This is a genomic window from Glycomyces sp. NPDC049804, from assembly GCF_040674615.1.
GTDB classification, from domain to species: Bacteria; Actinomycetota; Actinomycetes; order Mycobacteriales; family Micromonosporaceae; genus Glycomyces; species Glycomyces niveus.
Window position 1 is genome coordinate 406,079 of record NZ_JBFAMQ010000005.1, and the last position, 24,920, is coordinate 430,998.

General features: G+C 70.0%; 27 protein-coding genes. 9 read left to right on the forward strand and 18 right to left on the reverse strand.

Going from position 1 to position 24,920, the window contains the following annotated elements; genetic code table 11:
• Positions 1 to 36: 36 nt before the first annotated feature.
• The 7 genes from AB0K52_RS10960 to AB0K52_RS10990 all read right to left on the reverse strand — a co-directional run bounded on the left by AB0K52_RS10960 (position 37) and on the right by AB0K52_RS10990 (position 5,236).
• Positions 37 to 411: a YciI family protein gene (locus tag AB0K52_RS10960; RefSeq protein ID WP_363529408.1), complete on the reverse strand. Its 375-nt coding sequence runs from the start codon at positions 409 to 411 to the stop codon at positions 37 to 39.
• 44 nt (positions 412 to 455) lie between these two features.
• Positions 456 to 800 carry a DUF6204 family protein gene (locus tag AB0K52_RS10965; RefSeq protein ID WP_363529411.1) on the reverse strand — a complete coding sequence of 115 codons (345 nt, stop codon included), beginning with the start codon at positions 798 to 800 and terminating at the stop codon, positions 456 to 458.
• Entirely contained in the window at positions 797 to 1,417 is a 621-nt protein-coding gene (locus AB0K52_RS10970) for a TetR/AcrR family transcriptional regulator (protein WP_363529414.1), read from the reverse strand. The genes AB0K52_RS10965 and AB0K52_RS10970 overlap by 4 nt, the downstream gene beginning before the upstream one ends.
• 174 nt (positions 1,418 to 1,591) lie before the next feature.
• Complete coding sequence (locus AB0K52_RS10975; protein WP_363529417.1) at positions 1,592 to 2,212, reverse strand: hypothetical protein; 621 nt, start codon at positions 2,210 to 2,212, stop codon at positions 1,592 to 1,594.
• Between the two features lie 231 nt (positions 2,213 to 2,443).
• Entirely contained in the window at positions 2,444 to 4,426 is a 1,983-nt protein-coding gene (locus tag AB0K52_RS10980; protein WP_363529420.1) for a hypothetical protein, read from the reverse strand.
• A 182-nt stretch (positions 4,427 to 4,608) separates the two neighbouring features.
• The gene (locus tag AB0K52_RS10985) at positions 4,609 to 4,938 is read right to left on the reverse strand and encodes a hypothetical protein (protein WP_363529423.1); all 330 of its coding nucleotides are present in this window, start codon (positions 4,936 to 4,938) and stop codon (positions 4,609 to 4,611) included.
• Positions 4,931 to 5,236, reverse strand: a complete 306-nt coding sequence (locus tag AB0K52_RS10990; RefSeq protein ID WP_363529426.1) for a hypothetical protein — start codon at positions 5,234 to 5,236, stop codon at positions 4,931 to 4,933. Before AB0K52_RS10990 ends, AB0K52_RS10985 begins: the two co-directional genes overlap by 8 nt.
• A gap of 315 nt (positions 5,237 to 5,551) precedes the next feature.
• Here AB0K52_RS10990 and AB0K52_RS10995 point away from each other — a divergent pair, with 315 nt between their 5' ends.
• The gene (locus tag AB0K52_RS10995) at positions 5,552 to 6,397 is read left to right on the forward strand and encodes a Scr1 family TA system antitoxin-like transcriptional regulator (protein ID WP_363529429.1); all 846 of its coding nucleotides are present in this window, start codon (positions 5,552 to 5,554) and stop codon (positions 6,395 to 6,397) included.
• Positions 6,357 to 6,611: a DUF397 domain-containing protein gene (locus AB0K52_RS11000; RefSeq protein WP_363529431.1), complete on the forward strand. Its 255-nt coding sequence runs from the start codon at positions 6,357 to 6,359 to the stop codon at positions 6,609 to 6,611. The genes AB0K52_RS10995 and AB0K52_RS11000 overlap by 41 nt, the downstream gene beginning before the upstream one ends.
• A 164-nt stretch (positions 6,612 to 6,775) precedes the next feature.
• On the opposite strand, the gene AB0K52_RS11005 is transcribed toward AB0K52_RS11000, so the two are convergent.
• Positions 6,776 to 7,489, reverse strand: a complete 714-nt coding sequence (locus AB0K52_RS11005; protein WP_363529434.1) for a MerR family transcriptional regulator — start codon at positions 7,487 to 7,489, stop codon at positions 6,776 to 6,778.
• A 532-nt stretch (positions 7,490 to 8,021) separates the two neighbouring features.
• Here AB0K52_RS11005 and AB0K52_RS11010 point away from each other — a divergent pair.
• Entirely contained in the window at positions 8,022 to 8,954 is a 933-nt protein-coding gene (locus AB0K52_RS11010; protein WP_363529437.1) for a LysR family transcriptional regulator, read from the forward strand.
• 594 nt (positions 8,955 to 9,548) lie between these two features.
• Here AB0K52_RS11010 and AB0K52_RS11015 read toward each other — a convergent pair.
• The 4 genes from AB0K52_RS11015 to AB0K52_RS11030 all read right to left on the reverse strand — a co-directional run bounded on the left by AB0K52_RS11015 (position 9,549) and on the right by AB0K52_RS11030 (position 11,598).
• Complete coding sequence (locus tag AB0K52_RS11015; RefSeq protein WP_363529440.1) at positions 9,549 to 10,106, reverse strand: maleylpyruvate isomerase family mycothiol-dependent enzyme; 558 nt, start codon at positions 10,104 to 10,106, stop codon at positions 9,549 to 9,551.
• A gap of 44 nt (positions 10,107 to 10,150) precedes the next feature.
• Positions 10,151 to 10,648: an SRPBCC family protein gene (locus tag AB0K52_RS11020; protein WP_363529443.1), complete on the reverse strand. Its 498-nt coding sequence runs from the start codon at positions 10,646 to 10,648 to the stop codon at positions 10,151 to 10,153.
• Positions 10,645 to 11,013 (reverse strand): metalloregulator ArsR/SmtB family transcription factor, encoded by a 369-nt coding sequence (locus tag AB0K52_RS11025; RefSeq protein WP_363529446.1) that lies wholly within the window; start codon positions 11,011 to 11,013, stop codon positions 10,645 to 10,647. Before AB0K52_RS11025 ends, AB0K52_RS11020 begins: the two co-directional genes overlap by 4 nt.
• Before the next feature lie 84 nt (positions 11,014 to 11,097).
• Positions 11,098 to 11,598, reverse strand: coding sequence for a TetR family transcriptional regulator (locus tag AB0K52_RS11030; RefSeq protein ID WP_363529449.1), 501 nt, complete (start codon positions 11,596 to 11,598; stop codon positions 11,098 to 11,100).
• A 146-nt stretch (positions 11,599 to 11,744) separates the two neighbouring features.
• Between AB0K52_RS11030 and AB0K52_RS11035 the strand changes: the two genes are divergently transcribed.
• Positions 11,745 to 12,323 carry a hypothetical protein gene (locus AB0K52_RS11035; RefSeq protein ID WP_363529452.1) on the forward strand — a complete coding sequence of 193 codons (579 nt, stop codon included), beginning with the start codon at positions 11,745 to 11,747 and terminating at the stop codon, positions 12,321 to 12,323.
• A 234-nt stretch (positions 12,324 to 12,557) separates the two neighbouring features.
• The gene (locus AB0K52_RS11040) at positions 12,558 to 12,971 is read left to right on the forward strand and encodes a hypothetical protein (RefSeq protein WP_363529455.1); all 414 of its coding nucleotides are present in this window, start codon (positions 12,558 to 12,560) and stop codon (positions 12,969 to 12,971) included.
• Positions 12,972 to 13,073: 102 nt separating this feature from the next.
• Here the strand turns inward: AB0K52_RS11040 and AB0K52_RS11045 are convergent, their stop codons facing one another.
• Positions 13,074 to 13,952, reverse strand: a complete 879-nt coding sequence (locus AB0K52_RS11045) for an alpha/beta hydrolase (RefSeq protein WP_363529458.1) — start codon at positions 13,950 to 13,952, stop codon at positions 13,074 to 13,076.
• A gap of 96 nt (positions 13,953 to 14,048) precedes the next feature.
• On the opposite strand from AB0K52_RS11045, the gene AB0K52_RS11050 reads away from it, so the two are divergent.
• The gene (locus AB0K52_RS11050) at positions 14,049 to 16,007 is read left to right on the forward strand and encodes a BTAD domain-containing putative transcriptional regulator (protein WP_363529460.1); all 1,959 of its coding nucleotides are present in this window, start codon (positions 14,049 to 14,051) and stop codon (positions 16,005 to 16,007) included.
• Between the two features lie 53 nt (positions 16,008 to 16,060).
• Here AB0K52_RS11050 and AB0K52_RS11055 read toward each other — a convergent pair whose 3' ends face one another.
• Positions 16,061 to 16,450, reverse strand: coding sequence for a helix-turn-helix domain-containing protein (locus tag AB0K52_RS11055; protein ID WP_363529463.1), 390 nt, complete (start codon positions 16,448 to 16,450; stop codon positions 16,061 to 16,063).
• A gap of 150 nt (positions 16,451 to 16,600) precedes the next feature.
• On the opposite strand from AB0K52_RS11055, the gene AB0K52_RS11060 reads away from it, so the two are divergent.
• The 3 genes from AB0K52_RS11060 (at position 16,601) to AB0K52_RS11070 (ending at position 19,052) form a co-directional block, all read left to right on the forward strand.
• Positions 16,601 to 17,299: an SDR family NAD(P)-dependent oxidoreductase gene (locus AB0K52_RS11060; protein WP_363529466.1), complete on the forward strand. Its 699-nt coding sequence runs from the start codon at positions 16,601 to 16,603 to the stop codon at positions 17,297 to 17,299.
• Positions 17,300 to 17,526: 227 nt separating this feature from the next.
• On the forward strand, positions 17,527 to 18,429 hold the full coding sequence (locus AB0K52_RS11065; RefSeq protein ID WP_363529469.1) for an alpha/beta hydrolase: 903 nt from the start codon (positions 17,527 to 17,529) through the stop codon (positions 18,427 to 18,429).
• A 38-nt stretch (positions 18,430 to 18,467) separates the two neighbouring features.
• Positions 18,468 to 19,052 (forward strand): DinB family protein, encoded by a 585-nt coding sequence (locus AB0K52_RS11070; RefSeq protein ID WP_363529472.1) that lies wholly within the window; start codon positions 18,468 to 18,470, stop codon positions 19,050 to 19,052.
• A gap of 8 nt (positions 19,053 to 19,060) precedes the next feature.
• Here the strand turns inward: AB0K52_RS11070 and AB0K52_RS11075 are convergent, their stop codons facing one another.
• From AB0K52_RS11075 to AB0K52_RS11090, 4 genes are all read right to left on the reverse strand, one after another.
• Positions 19,061 to 20,305: an MFS transporter gene (locus AB0K52_RS11075; protein WP_363529474.1), complete on the reverse strand. Its 1,245-nt coding sequence runs from the start codon at positions 20,303 to 20,305 to the stop codon at positions 19,061 to 19,063.
• A gap of 238 nt (positions 20,306 to 20,543) precedes the next feature.
• Positions 20,544 to 21,290, reverse strand: coding sequence for a GNAT family N-acetyltransferase (locus tag AB0K52_RS11080; protein ID WP_363529477.1), 747 nt, complete (start codon positions 21,288 to 21,290; stop codon positions 20,544 to 20,546).
• A 38-nt stretch (positions 21,291 to 21,328) separates the two neighbouring features.
• A complete protein-coding gene (locus AB0K52_RS11085; protein WP_363529480.1) occupies positions 21,329 to 22,351 on the reverse strand; it encodes a LacI family DNA-binding transcriptional regulator in 1,023 nt (340 codons plus the stop codon).
• A 211-nt stretch (positions 22,352 to 22,562) separates the two neighbouring features.
• Positions 22,563 to 24,656 (reverse strand): glycoside hydrolase family 36 protein, encoded by a 2,094-nt coding sequence (locus AB0K52_RS11090; protein WP_363529483.1) that lies wholly within the window; start codon positions 24,654 to 24,656, stop codon positions 22,563 to 22,565.
• Positions 24,657 to 24,920: the final 264 nt, after the last annotated feature.

The window sequence follows — 24,920 nt, forward strand, 5'->3', positions numbered from 1 at the left end:
CCCCCGACGTCTCGGTAGGGGGCCGCGCCGGCGCGACTATTCGGGCTGCTCTTGGAGCGCGCGCACTTCGATGCGCGAGCCGAGTGCGGCCGAGGCCTGCTCGGCCCATTGCAGCGCCCGCTCCTCGCTCGGGGCTTCGATGATCCAGAAGCCGCCCACGTACTCGGCGGCCTCTACGAACGGCCCGGGGGTGCGCTTGGGCGTCTCGCCGGTGGCGTCCACGGTGATCGCGCTCGACGGCGGCTGCAGTCCGTCCGCGGTCACGAACGCGCCCGCTTCGTTGAGGTCGGCGTTGAACCTGCCGACGGCGGCCATCAGGGCCTCCATCTCGGCGGGGTCGAAGTCCCGCATGGACTCCATGGTCGGCTCTTCGGCCGAATCGTGCGGCACGGTCAGGAAGTACTGCGTCATGGGATCTACTCGCAATCTGTGATTCGGGTTCGGATGGTGAGCGGTCAGGACCGCCGCCTGCCGCCGCGGATCTTCATGTCCTCCACGCACGTCAGTGCGGTGTCGGTGATCCGGCCCTGGAAGCCCCGCTCGCGGATGCCCGCTTCGGCCAGTTCCTCGGCCTCGAGCCGCGCGGCGAGATCGGCGTCCTCCGGGCTCGCCTCGTCGACGCTCAGGAGGTAGCGGAACTGGTAGCCGACCAGTTCGGGTCCGTAGAGGAACGCGCCCTCCGGGGTGTACCTCGCGGCGAACATGTCGTGCTCGGCCTGCGCGCCGCGCAACTGCTCCCGTTGCGCTGCAGTGAGGTCCGCGAACCGGCCGCGGACGGTGATGCGGTACGTGCGGCTCATGCCGGGGTGCCCTCCTTACGGGTGGCGGCGGTGAACATCGCCGCGATTTCGGTCGTCAGTTCGGCGGCGTCGGCCTGGCCGGCGGAGAGCCTCAGCGCAGCGCTGTCGAGCACGGTCCGCACCGCGAACGCCATCGTCCGGGCGTCGAAGGCCCGCATCTCGCCGCGCCGCTGGCCGTCCTCGAACAGGCCCACCAGGTCGTCGAGGGAGGCCGCGGCGCGCTCGCTGTAGTGCTGCGGGTCGCGTCGGCCGAAGTACTCGACCACCGCGATCAGCGCACCGGCGGCGTGCGGCCGCTCGGCGCAGTACCGCAGGAAGGCGCGGATGTACGCCGCCAGTCGGTCGCCGCTGGGCTCGGGGGCCGCGAGCACCCGCTGGAGTTCCGGTCCGAGCGCGCCCACCACCGATTCGGCGACGGCCGCGGCGAGCGCGTCCTTGCCGTCGTAGTTGCCGTGCACGGCCCCGCGGCTGAAGCCCGCGTGCTCGGCGACGGCGTTCAGCGAGGTCGCCGCCACACCCGCCTGCGCGAACAGCTCGATCGCGGACGCGACCAGGCGGTGTCGCGTCTCCTCCTGGCTCTCCTTACGCGTCAGCCGCGTCCTGGTTTCCTGGTTCACGCACCCAAGATACATGACGGTATCCGAATGACAAGCGGTATCTGAAATGCACCTTGCTGAAGTCCGCACGGCCTTCGCCCGGGCTCGGCCCCAGGCGGTGCCGGCGTGGAACGCCCTCGCGACCTCCCCGCCTTCGCCGGCGACGGCGGCCTGCGCTGTCGCTCGCGGACCGCGCTACGCGTAGTCCAGGAACCGGTTGAGCGCCGCGCTGGCGGCGGTGTCGGCGACTTCGACGGCCGTCTCACGCGCTCCGGCGCCGGGCTCGTATTCAAGCGTCACGCTGATCATGATCCGTTCGTACCCGAGCTCGACGCCGTACGTCTCCCATGACTCCCCTGGGAAGACGCGGCTGTAGCCGACCAGGCTGCCCGTGGCGAGGTCTTCGACCGCCCAAGCGGCGCCCTCGAACCCCTCGCGGTTCTCGAGGACGGCGTCGGCGGCGTAGTCCTCTTCGGAGCCCGCGAATACGGCGATGCTCAGCTTCTCCCCTGCCGCGGTGCGGAAGTGGCAGTGGAGGGCGCGGGGGTCCTCGTCGGGGAAGGCGGTGGCGCTGGCGAACTCGGCGGTGCCGCCGGTGAATTCGTCGAACGCCGCGAGGTCGAACTCAAGGCAGACGTGCTCGTTGAAGTCGCCCGCGCCCTCGGGCGGCGGCCCGGTGGGGTCATCGGATTCGCCGACCGAGAAGAACCAGTCGATCTGCTTGCCGATCCAGACGAGCTCGATGGCGGCGAACGCCAGCAGGAGAGCGGTGACCGCGGCGAGGATCGAGATGAGCGCCTTGGCCCACCAAGGCATCCGGTGCGGAGCCCGCGGGGGCGCCGGTGGGGGCGCGGGGCGGAATTCGGGTTGCGGCGCGGGCGGAGGCGGATACGACATGCGGTCGCTCTCAGGGTTTCGGAGCAGTGGGGACCAGCGGCGCACCAGTGGGGCGCCGGCGGACGAACCGACCGTATACGAGCGGTGCAAGGCGGTCGGGAGGGCGAGCCGGGACCGGCGGCGGTCCCGGCTCGCGATTCGTCCTCGGCGCTAGCGGAGCCCGTACGAGCGGATCAAGGTGTGGGTGACCTCGGTGCCCGCGTCGTCGACGGCGGTCATCCGCACGGAGGCGTACTCAGCGTCCTCCGGGTGCTCGATCGTGCCGGTGGCGGAGTTGCCGTCCCGGTCGATCTCGACCTCGTCCCAGGTCAGGCCGTCGTCGAAGGAGACTTCGAGGGTCATCGCCGTTGCGGTGACCTCCGGGGCGTACTCGTTGACCACCAGGTCGAGCGTCACTTCCAGTTCGTCCTCGTCCTCGACGAAGCCGCCTTCGACGTCCTCCGCTCGCATCAGCACGACCGGGAGCGCGAGTGTCGTCCCTTCGTCGGTCGCGGCGGCCGGGTCGAGGTCGAAGTTCCAGGTCTGCGTGGCAGCCGTGCCGAGGAGCGCGGTGTCGGTGCTCTTGGTCGAGTCGACTTCGAGGGTGTACCGGCCCTCGTCGAACCCGGTGAGGTCGAACTCGTAGCCGCCCCACGGGTCGATCCCTTCGAGCACGCCGACCTTCTGGTCATCGGTGCTCAGGACGGCGCGGGCGCTGTGGCCCACGAGCGTCAGGTCCTCGTCGCTGCCGCTGTACGCGGGCTTGGTGGCCGCGTACAGGAACGGCACGTCCTCATAGGTGTAGAGGATCGAGTTGGCCGGCCCGGCGGAGAGCGGCCCCTGGACGACCGAGCGGTCGGTCTCCCCGGCCTCCAGCGAACCGAGGTCCTTCGAGTCGTAGAAGCCGTCCACGAGTTGGAGCTCATCGACGTACACGCCGCCCTCATGGAAGCCGGACCATTCGATCTCGGGGTCGGCGGTGTAGTAGACCGTCCGCTCCGAGGGGAACGACGTCGGCATCATGGCGCACAGGCCCGGGCCGAGCTGCGGGTTCGTGTCGCCGTAGTCACAGGTGAAGCCTTCGATGTCGACCCCGAGGCTGTTGAAGGCCGTCTCCTCGGCCGCCAGGTGGTCCTCGGACGGCTTGAACTCGCCCTCGTCGGGGAACGACCCGCGCTCGTGGAAGGCGAGGTTGTACTGGTAGGCCTCGTCGTCGTCATCGCCGGTGAGCACGGCCTGGTACAGGAAGCCGAGGTCGAAGCCGGGCAGGTCCGGTTCCGGCAGCATGTACACGTCGTCCCGCGCGCCGATGAAGTCGCCGGTGCCGACCGAGTTCGCCTCACCGGAGGCGCTGAGGGTGAGGATGCCCCGCTCGTATGCGGCGTCCTCCTCCTCGACCTCGATGGTCAGCGGCACCGCCTCGGCGGCGTCGATGACGAGCGCTTCGGGTTCCTTCCCGATGGTCACCGCGGTCAGGCCGGCGACAATCTCGCCGCGGGCGGTGTCGGTGGCCTCGTTCCACATCGAGTGCTGGAGGGCGTACTCCCCCGGCTCGAGTTCGACGGTGCCGACGCCGCTCTCATCGAACTCGATGCGGCCCCAGTGATCGGGGTCGTCCAGGTCGGCCCAGAGCACCCAGTTGTCTTGCGGCGCTTTGCCGGTGCGGTCCTTGAGGGTGACGGTGAGGGTCTGCGTCTGCTGCCGCTCGGCTTCGGCCTGGGCTGCACTCGGCGGAAGGCCCGCGAATGCGTCGAGTTCGGACTCTTCGACGGCGGCGGCGTCCGCGTGGCCTGCGGCGGCGAGTGCGGTGACGTTGTACCGGCGCGGGTCTTCGTGTCCCGCTTGGATCTCGGCGGCCACATCGCGCGGGATGACCAGCCGCTCGTTGCCGGCTCCGGGCTCGTACATCGAGACGAACCCGATGTCCTCGCGGCCGGGCGCGGGTTTGACGCCCATGGTGCCGTCTTCGAAGATCGTCACGGCGTCCCCGGTGGGGAGGATGACCGTTGGGGCGGTGATGCCGGCCTGGTTGGCCGCGGTGGATGGCGACGGCGTCGTGTTCGTCTCGGCGTTGGCGATCAGTCCGCCGGTGACGACCGCGCCGACGACCGCAGTCGCCGTCACCGCCGCCCCGATGGCGTGTCGTTTCCGCATCTTGACTCCTCGTGGCTCGCATGCCGTGGATCGGGTGACCCACTCGGAAGGGGAGACGCGGCCAAGAAACATCACAGTTGCATATCGGTGGCGTAATGATGGTGTCTCGGAACGTGGTCGAGAGGGCGGATCCGCTTCGGACCCGCCCTCTCGCCGATGGTGTTCGGTGGTATCGCTCGGTCTCAATCCGGTGCGGCGATCAAGGCGAAGGCGCGGCGGAGGATCCAGATGCACCATTCATCGTTGTTCCACGCGCCGTTCCAGACCGGGAGGTCTTCCGGGTCGTCGGTGAAGCGGCAGCACTCACGGGCGCCCACCCCGTCTTCGACATCGATCAGGTAGACCGTCGGGCCGTTCGGGTACTGGCCCCGGTCGGGTGGGATCTCGTAGAGGCTGAAGACGGCCGGGCCTCGGCGGAAGCTCCCGAGGTGGCCGTGGATGCCGGGCTCACCGTCGGAGCGGAGGTTGTAGGGGCGGCCTTCATCGGCTGCTGCGACCATGGTCTTAGCCACGGCAGAACCGGATCGAGGCGGGGGCGGAGTTGATCTCTTGGCGCCCGCACTCGAAGACGCGGAAGGCCGCCTCTTCAACCCAGATCTTCCAGGTGGGTTTGAACGACCGCCAGAACGGCCCCCAAGTCGCTTTCAGGTCACCGGAGTTGAGCCCGGAGACGATCAGCACGATGTCGTCGTGATCGCCCGTCAGGACTTGGAAAGAGTCGGGCGCATCTGCACCCGATGCGCGGACCCGGTAGGTCCGGTAGTCGTCGCTGAACGAACCCCGTTCAACCCCTTGGCGATTGGCCGTCATCGCTTGTCCCCCTTCTGAGTATCGGAAATCCGACAGAGGAGATCGCGGAGCCAGAATCGCAGCTCCGAGCCTCCCTGCCATGCCGCGCACTTCAAGTCTCGGTTCGCGACAACCATGAATCTAGACGGTGAATTCGCAGGTCACAAGATGAAACTCACTGCGGCGCAAAGGGACCGTGAGACTTGGACCGTATCTAATCAACCGCTGGTTTTACACGGTTACCTACTCACGCAGCGATTCTCACAGCATCGGTTTTGAAGTGGACTGTGCGATAGTGAGAGTTCGCATGAAGGACCGAACGCCTGGGGGGCAGGTATGGCGCAGACGGAACTCGGCTCGTGGTTCACACGAATGATGCTCCGGAAAGGTCGTCTCGCACTCGACAAGACGCAGCGCGAAATCGCGGAAGAGGTCTGCTACTCCACGGACACCTATCGCGCCTATGAAGCGGGGCGCGCAACCCCGCCCGCCAAGACCATCAAAGGGCTCGCGGCCGCCTGCGGGTTGAGCGAGGAAACGGCCCAGTACATGGTGCAGGTCGCGCTCAGCCGCCGGAACGGAGAGGCCCTGGAGGCGGATCAGCGGTTCAACGCGATGTTCATCGCCCTGGCCGAACAGCACTACGGCTTCTTCTTCAAGTTCGACGCCTTGATGATCCCGGGCATCCTCCAGCTCCAGGAGTACCACTACATCGTCGCCCGGCAAGCCGAGCCCGGCTCGGACGAATGGGTCGACAACGGCTGGGATTTCAAGAGCGGCCGCCAACAGACCATCGCGGCGCGCACCGACCGGCCCGAACTCCAGTTCCTCATCGGGGAGACCGCGCTCATCCAACTGCGGCAGGTCTCGCAGGAGCTCTATCAAGACCAGATCGCGCACCTCCATCGCTGGAGCAGGAAGTCGGGTGTGAAGATCCGCGTTCTGCCTGGCCCGGTGCTCGCTCAGCGAAGCAACTTCGAGATCTACATGAAGGAGGCCAGCGAGCTCGCGGGCCCGCCATTTGCCTACACCGAAGCTCTCGACTCGAGCTGGCTCATCGACGATCCGACACGTATCGCAAGTTACGATGAGGTCCGCAAGATGCTTTGGAAAAAGGCGATCCGGATCGAGGTCTACCACGATGACGACAGGCGTTTCCGTTTGGCGCAAGAGCACCCGTAGCGGCTCTGGAAACAACTCGAGCTGCGTCGAAGTCCGCCGCGCCTGGCGCAAGAGCACCCTCAGCGGCGCTGACAACAACTCCAACTGCGTCGAGGTCGCCTTCTGCTCCGATGACGCAGGCTTCCACCTGCGGGACTCGAAGCTCGACACGGATTCCCCCGTGTTCGACCTGTCCCCCAAGGACTTTGGTGCCCTGATCAACGCCGCAGGCTGACAAACTCAGACATACAGGCGAAGGCCGGGAACCGCAGTTGCGGCTCCCGGCCTTTGAACTTGTCTTCGAGTTTCCCTGCGGCATGGTTCTTCTGCGCTGATGCGTGAACGAACCTTGCGGAGTTCTCCGGGGAAGGGTGATCAGGCTTCCTCCGGAGCCGCGTGTCAGCGCTGGGTGAGCGAGATGCGGTTACCGCTGGGGTCGGCGACCACGGAACGGCGCGGCGCGTAGTCGGTCTCGAACGGCGCCTGGACGAGCGCGGCTCCCGCAGCGAGTGCGGCCGAGTGGGCGGCGTCGAGGTCATCGACGTAGAGCCCGAACATCGCGGGGCCGAACCCGCCGTCGGTGCCCGCTGCCGCATCGAGCGTCAGGAGGAAGAACGAGTCGGTCTCCCACGCGCCGAACTGGAACGAGGAAATGCTCTCGTCGTACTCGAGGCCGAAGGCCTGGGTGTAGAAGCTGACGGTCGCCTCGAGTTCCCCAGCCGGAAGGGTCGCCTGGACCACCCGGTCCTCCTTGACTGTCTTCATGTCGGTCCCTTCTTCGTTGTGTCGGCCGAGGGTCTCGGCCAGTCGTGCGATGGCATGAGCCCGCTCCAGGAGCCGCTCGCGGTGCGCCTGGAGCACAGCCGCGACGTCGTGGCCGCTCTGGTCGGAGAGCATGGTGCGGATCTGGTCGATGGGCACGTCCACTGACCGCAGGTGGCGGATCAGCGTCGCCTGCGGGGCCTGGTCGAGCCGGTAGCGGCGGTAGCCGGTGCCGGGATCGACCCGGGCCGGCAGTAGCAGCCCGACCTCGTCGTAGTGGCGCAGCGCCGGAATCGACAGGCCCGTCTTGAGGGAGAACTCACCGATGCTGAGCAGTTCGCGATGACTCATGCCGACCACGCTATGGGCTCCGGTTACCTGAGGGTCAAGCCTTGACCGGAACAACTCTCGGAATGCCGCCCCGGAGCGGTCGCGGTCGCCCGCGGTGGCGGACCGGTGCCCTGGTACTCCGCACACTCAGGGTCCGGTTCCAGCGCCTTCGTCCGTAGCTTTACCTCGGCACCGGCTCAGGGGGCAGGCATTGACCGTCGAGATCGTCGATGAAACTCACGCCATCACCGAAGACAATGAGAACGACGTCGCAACCGGCTGGCTGCCAGGGCGTTTGTCAGCGCGGGGCCGGGTCGTCACCGCGGACCTTGGAAACCGCCGCCGCGACGACCGCGCAAGGCCGGGAACCGCTGAGCGGTTGCCGGCCTTCGCTGTGCGACCGAGCACGCCGCCCCGGCGGACCGCAAGCTCATTCACGAACACCTCACCGCCACCGCGAACACTCGGTTGTCCGATACCGAATCGTGATGCGGGCTAACGATAATGGATCGTCAACAGACGTTCACGTTGATTGAACCACGGAGGTCGCCGGGTGGAACGGCAGGAGATCGAAGCCTTCCTCGTACTGGCGGAGGAGCTGCATTTCCGTCGCGCCGCCGAGCGGCTGCGGATCGCCCCGGCGCGGGTCACGCAGCTCATCCAGAAGCTCGAACGGCGGGTCGGCGCGCCCCTGTTCACCCGCACCAACCGCGTGGTGGAGCCGACCGACATCGGCAAGCTCCTCCGCGAGGAGCTCGCCCCGGCCCACGCCGCGATCACCGCCGCCTTCGCGCACGCGGTGGAGGCGGCCCGGCAACCCGCCGGGGAACTCCGACTCGGGTTCCTCGGGCCCGCCACCGGCGAGCACCTCGCCGACCTCGCGGACGCGTTCAGCCGACTCCACGATGACGCGGAGGCGCATGTGGTGTTGGAGGTGGAGGTCGGCGATCCGTTGAGCGCGTTGCAGTCCGGACGAATCGATGTCCTCGCCCTGTATCTCCCGGTCAACGACCCGAGTTACGTCATCGGGCCGGTGGTCCTCCGGGAGCGGATGATGCTCGTGGTGCCCACATCGCATCATCTCGCCTCCAGAGAGTCCGCCACCCTCGAAGACCTGCACGGGGAACCCGTGGTGACCGCGTCCGCGCCGCGGGAATGGCTGGACGACTTCCTGCCCCAGGTCACGCCGAGCGGCAAGCCCATCGAGTTCGTGGCGAAGATCGAGACCGTCCAGGCGAAGCTCGCGCTCTGCGCGGCGGGCAAGGGCATCGGCGTCCTCGGCGAGCAGTGGGCCCGGTTCAACACTCGGCCTCAGATCGTCTACGTGCCCCTGGCGGACTCGGCGGTGCATGATGTCGCGCTCATCTGGAAGGCCGACAACGAATCCGAACTCATCCGGTCGTTCGCGCGACTGGCACGCGAATTCGGCCCGGCCGAGAAGTCGGGGATCAAGGCGCAGTTGCCGGCGGTCGTTCACGAACGTTGAACGCTCGTTCCCGAACACGACATTGTCGAACCAGTCCCCTACTGCCGACAATGGGGTCAGCGGCCGCGACCGCGACGACCCCACGGAAGGCCCGATCATGGATCGCACATTGACGACACTGCTCGACACTTGTCGAGGAACGATGCCCGCGGACTGGCTGTTCCGGGCCGTCCGCTGCACGACGCTGGCCGTGTGGCGGGTGCAGGTCTCCGGTGTCTCCCTGCGGGTCCGGACCCTGCGATTCGTCGCAGACCTTCCGAATGCGTTCGGGCCGCGGCCGGTGGACCTCTGCGAAGAGCCGGAACAGGGTCTCCGCGCGGCCGTCGCCGAAGCGGAGACGACCGCATACCCGGAGCCCTCGGCTCCCGCGCCGACCGTGCCGCGCTTCGACACCGTCGCGCCCCTGGCGCGGATCCCCACTGCCGCTCCGCGACCCGCCGACGCCGCCCGGCCTCACCTCCCCCGTTCGATCAACCGACCCGGACGGTCACCGCGCCGCAGGCCGCAGCCCGTCGAACGCTGAGCCGGTGCGCGCCCGCACGAGACGCCGCGCTTGCGGGCGGCGGGCGGGCAGCGAGTACTTCCCGGTGCCGCTTAGGGCTGCCAGGCCGGATCGCGGCCGACGAAGGCGGCCAGCTTGTCCTGGTGCGAGGCGTCGTCGGCGACAGGCATCGCCGGGCCGAAGTGGCCGCTGTCGCGCAAGAGCTGCTCGATCGGCCGCATGCCCGCCAGCGCGGTGCGGCAGCGCTCCTCCCCCAGATCGGGCTCGCGGCCGAGGGCCTTGGCGAGATCCCATGAGTGCATCCAGATGTCGGCCGTGTAGAACTGGTCGATCGCCTCGTCTACCGGGCTGTCGCCGGTGTTCGGGTTGCTGAGCACCCGTCCTGCCGGGTGGTCGACGATGGCTTGGACGTCGGCGGTGTGGCGCCGCCAGGCGGCCAGCGGGTCGGCTTCGATGTCCAAGGGCGCCAACTCGATTCCAGCGCCCTTGAGGAAGCCGCGGGACCATTCGATGAGGTGCTTGACCACGTCGAGGGCGGTCCAGGCCGCGACCGGGCTCGGGCGCGACCAGTCTTCGGGTTTCGCCGATTCGATCAGCGCGGCGAGGCGGGCGGCGTCGTGGGCGTGGCGCTCCGACGGGTTCTGCGGCATGGCTGCACGCTGGGCTGCACTCATGGCTTCGCTCACGGTGGCCGCTACCCCTCGTTCTCGGTGTCGGCCTTGGCGGCGAGGAGTTCGTCGAGCTTCTCGTAGCCCTCGTTGACGCCGACGTCCATGCCGCTGGCGAGCATGCCGTCGCGGGTTTCGAAGTCCTGCGTCACGCTCAGGATGCGCAGCCGCGTGCGGCCGTCTTCGAGCGGTTCGAAGGTCAGCGTTTCGAGATAGACACTGTCGGGCTCGCCCTCGTAGGTGAAGGTCCAGACGATCCGCTCGTTCGGGCGGACCTCGTGGAAGCTGCCGAAGAAGGCGTACTCGCCGCCCTCGCTCTCGCCGCTGAACGCCCACTCGCCGCCGGTGCGGGCGTCCCAGCGGGTGATCTTCATCTTCGCCGAGCGGGGCCCGGTCCACTGGGCGTAGAGGTCGGGGTCGACGTGGGCCTGGAAGACGCGTTCCGGCGAGGCGTCGAATTCGCGGGTGATCGCGATCGTCGGGACCTTCGGATCGGCGGCGATCTCGGTTTCGTGCTTGGTCATGATTCCTTCTCCTTGCTGGTGGGCCGGTTCCCGTCGTCCTCGGCCGTGCGGGCCAGGAGGGCGTCGAGGCGGCTGAAGCGTGCTTCGGCTTCGCGCCGGTAGCGTTCGATCCACTGGGTCATCTGGTCTAGGGCCTCCGCGTTCAGGTGGACCGGCCGGCGCTGGGCGTCTCTGCTGCGGGTGACGAGTCCGGCGTCTTCGAGCACTTTGACGTGCTTGGAGACGGCCTGGAAGCTCATCTCGTACGGTTCGGCCAATTCGCCGACCGTGGCGTCCGCGATCGCGAGTCTGGCGACGAGGTCGCGGCGGGTCGGGTCGGCGAGGGCTGCGAAGGCCCGGTCGAGCTGGTCGGTGCTGTCGCCCACGCGATCGTCCTCAACTAGTTGGTTGAATATAACGCTAGACCTTGCTCCGATCGTTGTCAACCTATTGGTTGAATAAGCCGGGGATCAGCGCTTGAGCGCGGCCTCGGTGTCGAAGCGGGCGGGCTCGCCGGCGAGGCGCTGCGTGGTGTCGAGCCAGGTCGCGGCGTGGATGCGGAGCCACCAGGCGAGCGCTTCATCTTTGCCGCCGCCGAGGTGGGCGGCGGCCCGGTCGAGGACCGAGTCGATGAGGTCGAGCCGGAGGGACTGGTCGATCCCGAAGGTCTCGAGGTCGGCGGCGAAGAGGTACTGGAAGTGCCGGGGTTCCTCGCGGGCGTAGGCGGCGTAGTCGCGTTCGAGGTCGGCGGCGTTGCGGGCCTTGGCGAGTGCCGCGAGCAGGTCGTCGCCGCAGGAGCGGAAGACCTCGGCGAGGAGTCGCTTGCGGTTGCCGAAGTGGCTGTAGACGCACATGGTCGAGCGGCCTGCGGCTTCGACGAGGCGGCGCACCGAGAGGTCGGCGGTCCCTTCGCGACTGATGAGCGCGCGTCCGCCGAGGACCAGCTGCTCGGCGACGGTCGGTGCAGACATGGGCGGACTCCGCTCCGGGTAACGGGATGGACGCGATTCGGCCGCGTTCGGCGACGTGGATGCCAGGGTACTTGACAGCCCGCCGCAGCCAGCATAACAATCGTTATTGCTATAACAAGTGTTATTCCCTCAGCTTGGAGGCTGCCATGACCACCCCTGCCACCCCTAGCGGCGAACTGCGGCCGTACCTGCGGATCGCCGCGTTCGCCGGATGGCTCTGCGCCGCGATCATCCTCGTCAACACCGCCAAGCGGGCCGAGATCCTGCCGACGACGGCGGTCACGCAGCTGCTCGCGCCCCTCGCGCAGATCTTCGCGATCGGCTTCGTCCTCGGGCTCTACCTCGCTTCCCGCTCACGGAGAGGCGGGCTGCTCACGGTCGGGCTGATCGCGAGCCTCGCGTCGGTCGCCGCGCTCGTGGGCGTCGAGTTCGTGATCAACCTCGTGTTCGCGTACCTTGAACCGTCGCAAGTGGAGGCGCTGCGCGGCGGGCCGCTCGGGACCGCGCTCACGGTCGCTTCGATCCTGTTCATCGTCGCGGCGGTCGTGTACGCAGCCGGGCTCTGGCGCAGCGGCGCGCCTCGCATCCCGCTCGCGCTGTACGCGGCGGCGACGTTCCCGATCGGGCTGCGGGCGCTCGTTCCCGAAGCGGCCCTGCAGGTCTCACTGGTGGTCCTCGCCGCCGCGGTGGTGTGGCTCTCGGCCGCCCTGTGGCGGCGGGCGTGAGCCGATCGCGGCGACCACAGGCCGTCCCGAGCCTCCGGAGCGGATTCCGCACCTGATTCTGCCGCAGCCGACGCGACCGCTCCGAGAAACAGTCGTGCGCCGCAGGCAACCCGAGGACCGAGCCACTGCGTACTTCCCTCAGCGCTCGACCCAAATCCATTGGCGCCGAACGCATTCTCTCCACCCGTGCCCACCCCCGGAGCGCGGCCACGTCCATCAGAGAGGCATTCCCCCATGCGCAACCGCTTCGCGGCGCTGCTAGCCGCGCTCGCCGTCCCCCTGTTCGCCGTCCTCGGCCTCGCCACGCCGGCGTTCGCCGCGTACGAGCAGGACTGGACGACCAACGTCACCTGGTACGAGGACAGCTCGAGAGAGTGCGTCGAGAACCGCTACGTGTCCGGCTGCGTCCAGCCGTACGGCGACTACATCTGGCTCAAGAACAACGGCTCGGCCGACTACGCCGTGAAGATCACCTGGTGGGACCTCGACGGCGACCGCGAGGGCTACTGCACCAACAACTTCGCCCCTTCCGCGGGCTGGACGGTGTGCAACAAGGACTTCCCCGAGGGCCACCGGATCGCCTGGTACGTCGTGTACCACGCCAACGGCCAGTGGTGGTCGGGGTTGACGCAGACCACCACGGTCTAGACGATCGACTCCAGCGGCCGGTCGAGTCGGCGCACTTGACGGCAGCCTGAGCAGGGCAATCCCAACGGCGTGCCTCCCCTCCGAGGGAGGCACGCCTTTTCGCTAGCGCGCCAAGAGGTCCCGCAGCACCTTCACCACCAGGGACGGGTCCTCCTCCGCCATGAAATGGCCGGCGCCCGTGAGCCGGTGGTCGAGATCCGGGGCCCAGGCCCGCCACACCGCCGCGGCGTCATAGCCGAGCGCCGCGCCCCAGTCCTGCTGCAGCACAGCGACAGGCATGCGCAGCTGCGCGCCGCGCTCGCGGTCGGCGCGGTCGTGCTCCACGTCGATCCCCGCCGAGGCGCGGTAGTCCGCCACGATCGAGGGCACCGCCTCGCGGGAGGCCCGCAGGTACGCCTCGCGGACCGGCCCCGGGATGGCCTCGGGGGCCTTCGTCCAGGCGTCCAGGAAGAACCCGAAGAACTCGTCGGCGCTCGCGGCGATCATCCGCTCGGGCAGGCCGGGCGGCTGGGCCATGAGGTAGAGGTGGAACGCCACCTTGGCGTCGGCCCCGCGCAGGACCTCCCACATGTCCAGGGTCGGCAGCACGTCCAGGATCGCCAGGTGCGAGACCGCCTCGGGGTGGTCGAGGCCCGCGCGGACCGCGACCAGCGCGCCCCGGTCGTGCCCGGCCAGCGCGAAGCGGCGGTGGCCGAGGCGCTCGGCGAGGGTGACGATGTCGTTCGCCATGGTGCGCTTGGAGTACGTGTCGGGTCCGGCCTCGGCGGGCTTGTCGCTCGCGCCGTAGCCGCGCAGGTCGGGGACGATCACGGTGTGGTCGGCGGCGAGGTCGGCGGCGACGTGCCGCCACATCAGGTGGGTCTGGGGGAAGCCGTGGAGCAGCACGACCGGAGGGCCTTCGCCGCCAACGGCCGTGTGCAGCGAGACCTGTTCGTCGACGGCGATCCGGCGGTGGTCGAAGCCCGGGATCGAAAGGTTCATGGTGGCTCCTTCTGGTTCGGTGGACCTCTCCGAGTCTGCGAGTCACCGATGAGCGTTCAATGAGCGCGATAGTTTGACGAGCGGACGGAGGTGGGCGTGCGCGTGCGAATCGGGGTGCTCGGCCCGGTCCTGGCCTGGGACGGGGCGGGGTCCGAGCTGGATCTCAAGGGGCCGCGGCACCGGGCGGTGCTGGCGCGGCTGGTGGTCGCGCGCGGGCGGATGGTGCCGGTGGACCGGCTGGTGAACGACCTCTGGGGCTCGGCTCCCGGCGCTGGTCCGGGGCCGGCGGGCGGGGTGGGCGCGGTGCGGACGTTCGTGGCGGCGCTGCGGCGCTCCCTGGAACCGGACCGGCCTCCCCGGACGCCCGCCCGGGTGCTGGTGACCGAGGGGCCGGGGTACGCGTTGCGGGTCGAGGCGGAGGCGGTGGACGCGTGGCGGTTCGAGGCGGCCGTCGCCGAGGCGGGCGGGGCGGCGCCGCATCAGGCGCTGGCGCTGCTCGACCGGGCGCTCTGTGAATGGCGCGGGCCGGCGTACGCGGACTTCGACGAGGCCTGGGCCGGGACCGAGCGGTCGCGGCTCGAGCAGCTGCGGCTCGACGCGGTTGAGCGCCGGGCCGAGGCGCTGCTGGCACTCGGGCGGCCCGGCGAGGCGGTGCCGGAGCTCGACGCGCTGGTCGCGGAGCATCCTTGGCGCGAGGAGGCCTGGCGGTCACTGGCGCTGGCGCTGTACCGGTCCGGGCGGCAGGCGGACGCGCTCGCGGTCCTGCGGCGCGCGAAGGCGCTGCTCGACGAGCGGCACGGGGTCGAGCCGAACGTCCGGCTCCGGCGTCTGGAGGCCGACCTGCTGCGCCAGGTCGATCCCGATGTCGAAGGGGCCGAACAGGTCTGGACCGCGACTGCGGCGGCGTACGACCAGACGGTGGGGCCGCGGTCGCCGGCCAGGCTGGAGTCCACGGTCGGTCTGCTGCGCAGTCTGGCGTTCACCGGCGGGACCGGTCTGGTTGCGGCGCAGGAGCAGTGGGCGGCGACGGTCGCGGCCGCCGAGCGGTTGGACGACCCTGAGCTCGCGGCGCGGGTGATCGGCGGGTACGACGTGCCCGCGATCTGGACCCGTTCGGACGACCCGGCGAGGTCGGCCCGGATCGCGGCCGCCGCGGAACATGCTTTGGCGCGGTTGGGGCCTGACGCGCACGATGTGGACCAGGCCCGTCTGCTGGCGGTGATCGCGGTCGAGTCGCGGGGCGTCCCGGGACCGCGTCCGGCCCAGGCGGCTGCGGAGGCCGAGCGGCTGGCCCGAGGGCTGGGCGATCCGGCGCTGCTGGCGTTCGCGCTCAACGGGGTCTTCATGCAGGCCTTCCACCGCACCGGCCTCGCGCCCGAGCGCGACCGGATCGGTGCCGAACTGGTTGCCCTCGCGTCCCGGCACCGCCTGCCCGCGTACGAGATCCTGGGCCACCTGATCCGGCTCCAGTCGCGCAGCGCCCTGGCGGACTTCGCGGGGGCGGACACGCACGCGGCGGCGGCGGATGCCCTCGCGGCGCGGCATGAGCGGCCGCTGACGGGGGTCTTCACCGACTGGTACCGGGCGATGCGGCTCGCGGCGCACGGCTCGTCCTTCGGTGAGGTCGAGGCCGCGTACCGGGCCGCGGCGGACCGGCTCGACGGCGCGGGCATGCCCGGCGTCCAGCGCGGACTGCTGCCGCTGGCGCTGCTGTGCCTGCGGCTCCGCGACGGACTGCCGCTCGGGTTCCCGGCCGACACCGACTGGGGCCCATACGAACCCTGGGCGCGCCCGCTGCAACTGCTCGAAACGGGCCGCCGCGACGAAGCCGCAGCAGCCCTGCGCCGAACACCGGCCCCGCCGGGCGACCTGCTCACCGAAGTGCTCTGGGCACTCATCGCACGCGCGGCGATCGCCTTGGGCGACAAGGCGATCATGGCCCGGGCCGAAGCGGCCCTGGCCCCGGCGGAGGGCGAACTGGCCGCAGGCAGCGGCATGCTCACCGCCGGCCCGGTGTCGGCCCTCCTCGCCGAACTGCGACAAGCCCGGGAATAGACCGTCCGCCAGGCGATGTCCGGTCGAGGAGCCCGCTCATGCTTGGAGCGGGATCATCGTTCGGCGTCGTAGCGGGCACGGTGATCGTTGATCTCGACGCGGTGAGTCCTCGCCCAGTCGCTGAGTGCGGTCATCGAGTCCAGGAGCGTGGCGCCAAGGTCGGTGAGGGCGTAGTCCACTCGCGGGGGCACGCTGGGATGCACGGTCCGCTCGACCAGACCGTCGCGTTCGAGTCCGCGGAGGGTGAGTGTGAGCATTCGCTGGGAGATGCCGTGGACGACGCGGTGGAGCTCGCTGAACCGCATGGTTCGGTCTCGCAGCTGCCCGATGACCAGGATGCTCCACTTGCTGCCGATCAAGGAGAGGATCTGGAGGACTTGCCGGCACGCCTCCTCGTCCGACGTTCGGTCGTCGCCGGGGCTCGGCAGCGTTCTGGCCTGCATGGTTACCTCCATGTGCGTCGCCGACAGCAATGTGCCGTCTTGCGGGGCGGTCCCGGACTGCCTATCGTCGGTCGAGAACAAATGGTAACCATCCAGGTCATGCGTTGACCTGGACCGGAGCGGCCCCCGCGGCCGAGAGGAGCGCCGACTATGGCGAAGACGCTCGCGATCATCGGAGCGGGCCAAGGCCTGGGCATGGGGGTCGCTCGCGCGTTCGGGCGCCGCGGCTACCGCATCGCGCTGATCGCCCGCACCGCCTCCAAACTGGAGCTCCTGGTCGACGAGCTGGCCGCCCTGGGGATCACCGCTGCCGCATTCGCGGCCGACATCCGCGACCGCGATGCGCTCACCGCCGCACTCACCGAAGCGGAAGCGGCGCTCGGGCCGATCGACGTCCTCGAGTACAGCCCCAGCCCGACCGGGACCATCGCGACCGCCACCGCTCTCACGGTCGATGACGTCGCGGCACAACTGGACTTGCACGTCCTGGGCGCGGTCGCCGCAGTCGGCCGCGTCCTGCCGGGGATGCTCGCCCGCGGCGAAGGCACCATCCTGCTGACTACCGGAGTCTCCTCCACCGTGCCCGCACCGTTCCTGGCGAATGTGGGCATGGCCATGGCCGGGCTGCGCAACTGGGCGCACACGCTCCACAGCGAGCTCGAGCCGACCGGTGTCTACGCCGCGACGGTCACCATCGCCTCCGGTGTCATCCCCGGGGACCCGGTGGCGGACCCCGACGCCATCGGCGCCCGCTACTGGGACTTGCACGAGGGACGGGACCGTGCCGAGGCGATCATCGGCGACCTTGACGCGTTCCGCACCCTCGTGGCAGGAACCGCCTCGTCATGACCGGGCCACTTGCGCAACAGCACTGAGCCCCGCGCGGGCGCAGGGCGAGCTTTCCTTGCACGCAGCCGGGTCACTGGCTGCGCAGCAACGCGGCCGCGTTTAAAGACGCCCCTGCGCGGAAAGCCATCGGGTTCGGCCGGTGCGAGGGCACGCGGGACCTTCCCCGGCGTGGCGCCGCTTCGCGGCCCTCGCGCCGGCCGCTCGGGCTACCGCGAAGGGAGAGGGACATGGCGACCGGACCGACCGCCCCGGACCGGAACGTCCGGCACCACCGCCTCGAACTCGACGGCACCGAGGTCTTCTACCGGGAGGCCGGGCCGCAGGGCGCGCCCGCGCTCCTCCTCCCCCACGGCTACCCGTGCTCCTCGTACCAGTACCGCGACCTCATGCCCGCGCTCGCCGACCGGTGGCGCACGGTCGCGCCCGACTTCCCCGGCTTCGGCTACAGCGGCACGCCCGCGCCCGACCGATGCACCTTCGACGACTACGCCGCATTCCTGGGCCGCTTCACCGAGCGCCTCGGCATCGAGCGGTACGCCCTCTACCTGCACGACTACGGCTCCCAGATCGGACTGCGCCTCGCCATCGCCGCGCCGCGGCGGGTGGCGGCCCTCATCATCCAGAACGGCGACATCTACGAAGACACGCTTGGTCCCAAATACCAAGGGCTGCAGGAATACTGGGACAACCCCACCCGCGAGGGCCGGGCCATGCTCGAAGACGCGGTGAGCGAAGCCGGGTTCCGAGAGGAGTTCCTGAACGACGTGCGCCCCGACCTCGCCGCACGCATCCCACCCGACCTCTGGACCCTGGCCTGGACGCAGCTGCGGACCCCCGAGCGCCGGGCGATCATGGTCGGCCTCATGGAAGGCCTGCGCGCGAACCTCGACTGGTTCCCCCGCTACCAGGCCTACCTCCGCGAACACCGTCCGCCGACGCTCATCGCCTGGGGACCGCAGGACGGCTACATGCCCGAACCCTCGGCCCGCGCCTACCTCCGCGACCTCCCCGACGCCGAACTCCACCTCCTCGACGGCGGCCACTGGGCGCTGGAAACCAACCTCGCCGAGATCACGGCCCTCATCCGCGACTTCCTCGTCCGGCAAGGGCATGTCGCACCGGCCGAGTGACTTGAGCCCGCGCGCCTCATGTGGCAGTCTCTTGCCGCATGATCGATGAACTCGCGAAGGCCAACATGCACGGACGGCTCCGGCAGGACCGCCAGGCACTGCTCTGGAAGCTCGACGGCCTCTCCGAATACGACGCCCGCCGGCCCCTGACGGCGACCGGCACCAACCTCCTCGGCCTCGTCAAGCACGTGGCCACCGTCGAGGCCCGGTACTTCGGCGAGGTCTTCGGCCGCCCCTCCCCCGAACCGCTGCCCCGCTGGCAGGACGCCGACGGCAGCGACCTGTGGGCGGCCGAGCACGAGACCCGCGAGGAGATCATCGGCTTCTACCGCCGCACCTGGGAGCGGTCGGACGCGACGATCGACGAGCTCCCCATCGACGCCCCCGGCCACGTGCCGTGGTGGTCCCCGCCGCACGCCGACACGAACCTGTTCCTGATCATGCTCCACGTCCTCGGCGAATCCATCCGCCACACCGGCCACGCCGACATCCTTCGTGAGCACCTCGACGGCCGCACCGGCATGCGCGCCGAACACGAGCGGCCCATCGACGAGCAGGCCCGCGCGGCCTACCGCGCCAAGATCGAGCGGGCAGCCAAGTCGGCGGCCGCGAACGAGTCCTGACGGCCCGGTCAGGACTCGTACGACTCCGCGATCAGCCGCCGGTGCCGGATCGCCATACGGCAGATCAGGATCACGATCGCCACCTGGGCGAGGCCCGACGCCATGAACGCCGTCGGCACGCTGGTGAGTTCGGCCAGCGCTCCTCCGGCCAAGGCGCCCAAGGGAATACCGCCCCACAGCGCCACGCGGTGGGCGCCGAGCACCCGCCCGAGGAGCGGGGCGGGGATCAGCGCCTGCCGCAGCGACATCGTGAGCACGTTCCACATGGTCACCCCTCTCGCCAAGCCGAAGAAGCACACGCCCGCGACCCAGAGCTCGGTGAAGACGCCGAGGAGCACGCACATCACCGGTGCGATCAAGGAGGCGGCGATGATCGTCAGCGGCCGCCCGAGACGGGCGCTCAGCGGCCCGACGACGGCGGCCCCGGCGAGTCCGCCGACCCCGGTGGCGATGAACAGGACGCCGTACATCGAAGGGCTGAGGTGCAGCGTGCCCACCGCGTAGAGCACGTTCAGGGAGGTGGCCATGGACAGGAACGCAGCAATGAGTCCACTGAGGATCGTCAGTTCCCGCATGAACGGGTGCCGCCACAGCCATTGCAGCCCTTCGCGGATCTCCGCCCGCAAGCTGGTGGGCTCGGTGCGCTCGGTCTTGAACCGGCCGGGCACGGCCAGGACGAGGAGGGCGGCGAGCACGAAGCCGATCGCGCTGCCGATGAACGGCAGGGCCCGGAACCAGCCGAAGAGCGCCGCCCCGACCGGTGGCCCGATGAAGCTCTGCCCGGCGGTCTCCTCGACCGTCAGCCAGCTGTTGGCCCGGTCGAGGCCGCGGCGTTCGACGATCTGCGGCAGGATCGCGCGCGCCGCGGAGTCGTAGACCACCTGGCACAGGCCGAGCGCGAACGCCGCGGCGTACAGCACCAGGATGCTCCCCGTGCCGAGGACGACGAGGAGCACGAGCACGCCGAGCAGTGCGGCCCGCATCAGGTTGACCGCCGACATGGCGCGCTTGCGGTCCAACCGGTCGGCCAGCGCCCCGCCGGGCAGGCCGAACACCAGCCAGGGCAGGAACGCGAACGCGGTGAGGCCGGAGATGAGCACCGGATCGCCGGTCAGCGACACGGCGAGCAGGGGCAGTGAGACCTTGCTGATGCCGTCGGCGCATGTGGCGATGGCGGAGGCGGTGAAGAGCTTCCAGAAAGAACGGTCGAGCTTGACCGGCGGCCGAGCGGCCGTCTTGGTCCCGTTGGACAACGGAGGTACCTACCTTGGGGGGAAACGAGGTGTCGTCTCCGCTCAGGCGGCGTTCGTCCTCCTGATGGCGCGGAAACGCATGGCAGAAGAAAGATCCACTGATACCGCCTCCAATCGTCCTCAGGCAGGGCAACGCGGCCCAGCCTAGCACTGCGACGCCGGCCGCATGGTCTTCAGTCTCGCCTCGATCCCGCGACCGCGGCAGGCCCATCTGCGCGCGGCCGCCCACCGGTGCTGGTCAGCGACGGGTCAGATCGGCGAGGCGAGCGGAGTCCAGCTCGACGCTCAATTGGGTTCCCATCTCGCAGAAGCCCAATGCCCGCGCGACCCGCCGAGAGGCCGCCGGCCGGGCTCTCCATTGCGGCAGCAGGCGAGCGGCGAGCGCATGGTCCACCGCGGCGGCGGCGACCCGCTTCGCCAGGCCGAGGCCGCGCGACTCCTCGGCGGTCAGCACGCAGAGATGCGCGGTCGCGGCAGGCCACGTCCGGTAGCCCGCCGCCGCCGTGATCGTCCCCGCCTCGCGCACGACGAACGCCGGAGAATCGATCTCGCCGATCCCGCTCTCGTCCGCGTCGTCCGGGCGCACCGCGTCCAGGAGGGCTCGCAGTTCCGGGTGGTCGTGCGGCACCGACTCGACGACGCCCGGCGGGGCGGGGACGAACGAGGACCGAGAGACGTAGGCCAGCGTCGCCGGCCCCAGCACCGATTCGACCGGCAGCACCGACTGCAGATCCGCGGGCTGCGACAGGGACTCGGTCGCGATCCGACTGAGCGCGTTCTGTACGGGCACGACCGCATCCTCGGTCGGGACGGTGGCGATCGCCGAGTCGCCCAGTACGACGATCCCGGTCCACGAGGGAGGGCACATCTGGGATCCAGGGGAGGCGACCACTCGCACTCCTGGGCCCGACGGGAAGGTCACGGGCGCACCGGCGAGGGTCTGCCAGAGCGATCGGGCGTGCGCTTTCAGCGAGTCGTCGACCATGGCTCGATCCTCTCACCGCGCCAAAACGGTTTTCGCCTTCAGCGGATCCGGGGCGGGGCGGCGCTGGCCCGGAAGGCTATGCGGGGGCGTTCGGAGGAGTAGCGGCGGGCGTTCTCGTCGTTCATGGATTCGAGGAGGAGCGCGAAGCCGCGCTGGCCGAGGCCGGCGAAGTCCTGTTCCACTGTGGTCAGCGGCGGGGACCAGAGTTCGGCGAGGGGGTGGTCGTCGAAGCCGACGACCGAGATGTCCTCGGGGACGCGGCGGCCCGCTTCGGTGATGCCGCGCATGACCCCCATGGCGATCTCGTCGTTGCCGCAGAAGACGGCCGTGACCTCGGGGTCGGCGGCGAGGACGCGGCCGATGGGGACGCCGCTGAGGGGCTCCCAGGTGGCGTCGAGGACGGGCGGGACCGGGGCGTTCGCCTTGCGCAGCGCGCGCTTCCAGCCGGTGGTGCGGCCGTCGACGCGGCGCGAGGGCGGGACGCGGACGTGGTGGACGGTGCGGTGGCCGAGGCCGAGGAGGTAGGCGGTGAGCTCTTCCGCTGCGGCGGCCTCGTCGAGGACCGCTTGGGGCACACCGGCTTCGCGGGTGCCCGAGAGGGCGACGAGGGGCCGGCCGGTGCCGAGCCGGTTGAGGGCCGCGACGCCGGGCGGGTCGAACTTGAGGACCACGACTCCGGCGAGGGTCTGCATCTCGACCGCTTCGACCGCGCGGTTGACCTCGTCCTCGTCGGCGCTCTCGACGACCGTGATCATGACCGTGTACCCCTCGGCGCGCGCGGCGATCTCGATGCCGCGGATCGTCTCGGCGTACCCGTAGCGGGAGGTGTTGCCCGCGATGACCGCGATCGTGCGGGACTTGCGGGAGACGAGCACGCGGGCGGCGGCGCTGGGCCGGAAGTTGAGCTCGGCGATCGCGGCCTCGACCTGCTCGCGCTTGGCGGCGCTGACCTTGGCGGCACCGGTGAGCACGCGGGAGACCGTCGGGACCGAGACGCCCGCCAGTTCGGCGACGTCCGAGATCGTCGGGTTCTTGCCCTCCTTGCCCACGGTTCTCCCCACTACTCGACCGCACCGCTCGTGATGCCTGAGAGGATCCTGCGCCGGCGACCACGAACGTGATCAGCGGCGGCAGGCTCATCAGGATGATATAGGCGAAGATGCGATGCCAGTTCCGGAGATGCGGACCCGCGCTCGGCGAGCGCCGACGGCCGCCCGCGCAGCGAACCTCCCGGCGCGGCGCGCGCCTTGCACTGGATCACCGCCGCACGGCTTAGGGCACAGTGGTCAGTCGCAGGGTGCGGGCGGCGGTCGGCGCGTCGCCCGCGTGCACGGACAGGGTGCCGGTCGCCTTGTCCCAGGCGGTCTTCCATTCGGGGAGGTCGCGGGGGAAGACGGTGGTGACGGTGAGGTCGCGTCCGGCGAGGTGCGGGAAGCGCAGCTCGGTCGTCGCGGGTCCGCCTCGGCGCCAGACGGAGACGAGGTCGTCGTCGCCGCGCAGGCCGAGGGCGACCCAGGGCTCGGTCCATTCGGGGAGCCCGGCGGGCCAGTACGGGTGGCCGGAGGCGATCTCGCCCCGGAGGGTCTTGGCGGTGGCGACGGCCGTCGCGACGGCGGCGCGCTGGTCCTCGGTCATGCGGTTGAGGAAGCCGGAGACGTAGAAGCGGCCGAGGAGGCCGGTGACGAGGCAGAACGCCACTTCCTCGGCGTTCATCTCGGGTTGGGGGTAGGCCCAGCTGGCGGCCTGCTCGGGCAGGAGCGAGATCGGCGCGGCGGCGGCGATCGGCGGGTACTTCGCGAACTCCTGCTGGTCCGAAGTGGACTGCATGGCGAGGCGGGAGAGGACCGCGAAGTCCATGCGCATCGCGCCCGAGGAGCAGTTCTCGATGACGAGGCCGGGGTGGCGGTCGAGCACGCCGTCGAGCCAGGCGAGATGGGCCCGGTTGTGCCGGAGGAGGCCGTCGCCCACGCTGTCGGCGTCCAAGTCGGTGCCGGGACCGGGGTTGACGTTGTAGTCGAACTTGAAGAAGCCCACGCCGAAGTCGTTCACCAGCCGGTCCACGACGCCGTCGAGGTGCGCGACGGCGGCCGGGTGGCGCAGGTCGAGGTGGTAGCGGTGGTGCTCGGTGATGCGCTGGCCGTGACGCTGCAGGAAGGCCTCGTCGGGGAGCCGCTCGGCCATGGGGCTGCGGACGCCGATGACCTCGGGTTCGAGCCACAGTCCGGGCACCATGCCGGCGTCGCGGATGGCGTCGATGACCTCGCCGAGGCCGCCGGGGAAGCGGGTGGTCGAGGGCTGCCACTCCCCCACGCTGGGCCACCAGTCGCCGCCGTCGTCATACCAGCCGGCGTCGATGCAGAAGATCTCCGCGCCGACCTCGCTCGCGGCCTTGATGAGCGGGAGCAGCTTCTCGGTGGTGGGGTCGCCGAGGAGGGTGTTCATGTAGTCGTTGAAGACCACGGGCATCGCCGCGTTGTCGGGGTGCGGGCGGCGCGCGGATCGGCGGAAGTCGGTGAGCGCGGCTACGGCCCCGGTGAAGTCGCCGCCGAAGGCGACGGTGGCCGGCACGCTGGTGAAGGACTCGCCGGGGCGCACGACCCGGGTCCAGGCCGAGTCCACATCGGTGGGACCGGAGAGGGTGAAGTACGCGCCCTTGAGGTCTTCGCCGAGCTCCCAGCGCCAGGGGCCGTTGTGCTCGATCTGCCAGGCGACGGCGAGGTCCGCGTGCTCGAGGCCGGCGACGGGGAGGTGGCGGCCGGTGGACCAGGTGCCGTCGGAGGTGGCGGTCCAGTAGCCGCGCGGGTCGTGGGTGCTGTGGGCGAGCTGGGTGGACAGGCGCGGGAAGTCGATGCCGCGCAGGGCGGCGCGGGTCCAGCGGCCTTCGCCGAACCAGTCGCTCACGCCGTTGATCCGGTGCCAGCCCGCGAGGTTGTCGTCGTCGACCGTGCCGGGGCGGGTGAACCCCGAAGACCAGGAGGCGACGGATCGGAGCACGAGCGGGCGGTCTCCGGCGGGGACGACCGAGACGCGCGAGCGCACGGCCCGGTCGGCGCCGTCGAGGATCTCGATCGCGATGCTCGCCTCGACGCCCTCGGCGGCCTGCCAGATCGTGAGCAGGCGGCCGTTCGCGGTGCGGGCCTCGGAGTGGGAGACGTACCGCAGGGTCTCGCCGAGCGCGGTGTGCGCGATCCGGTCGGCCGCCGGAGTGTTCCCGTGGGCGGCGGTCGTGATCTCGACGAGGGGCGCGGCGTGCACCGGATGGGCGACACCGTCGCGGGTGACGCTCGCCAGGTGTACGGGCGCGTCGTCGCCCCACTCGAATCCGAGCTCGAGACGGTCACTGCCCCAAGAGAACTGATCGGCCACGATTCCCCTTCGCCGGTCGGTCGACGGTGCGGCCGGGGGCGGCCGCGGTGTCGCTTTTCAGGTGGAACCCTAGCCTAAATCTGAAATCGATTTCAAGTCATGGATTGAAATCGTTATCAAGAATCGGTACGGCCTACCTGCGATCCCAGGGCCGAACTCCCAGGGTTCTTGAGGAATAACCCGAGCGCTGGGGCGCCGGACGTCGACCGGGTCGCCATCGCGCCGCGCGGTCGGGCGACCGTCGCCCGAAAGGGGAAGGCCCTG